Below are 401 nucleotides of genomic sequence, written 5' to 3'. Positions count from 1 at the left end.
GTCGGTGGGGTAACCGCAAGGAGCCAGCCGCCGAAGGTGGGGTAGATGATTGGGGTGAAGTCGTAACAAGGTAGCCGTATCGGAAGGTGCGGCTGGATCACCTCCTTTCTATGGAGTCCATGACAACCGTAGGTTGTCGGACAAAAAGTTTCTTTACTCGTGTTCAGTTTTGAAAGGTCAATCCTTTCAAAAGCAATGTTTTGTTGACAACTGACATCGCTTCGCGTATGAAACAGTTGCAGCGTTGTTGACGAATCTTCGATTCGCAACTTGTTCCTTGAAAACTAGATAACGAAACGAAACGTAAAGCGTGAAACTTAGAAATCCTTTTCGTTGACTGTGTCACAACAGTTAATGAAAGTACATTCTAGTGGTTAAGCTAGAAAGAGCACACGGAGGAT

Annotated in this window: 1 rRNA gene; it reads left to right on the top strand. The window is 45.1% G+C overall.

Features of this window, described 5'->3' with window-relative positions:
• Positions 1–108 (top strand): 16S ribosomal RNA (locus tag AC3G2T_RS38855); the annotation flags it as partial.
• Between the last annotated feature and the right edge of the window lie 293 nt (positions 109–401).

It is taken from the genome of Paenibacillus sp. sgz302191, from assembly GCF_057749925.1.
This window is presented reverse-complemented; position numbering and strand designations above follow the sequence as displayed.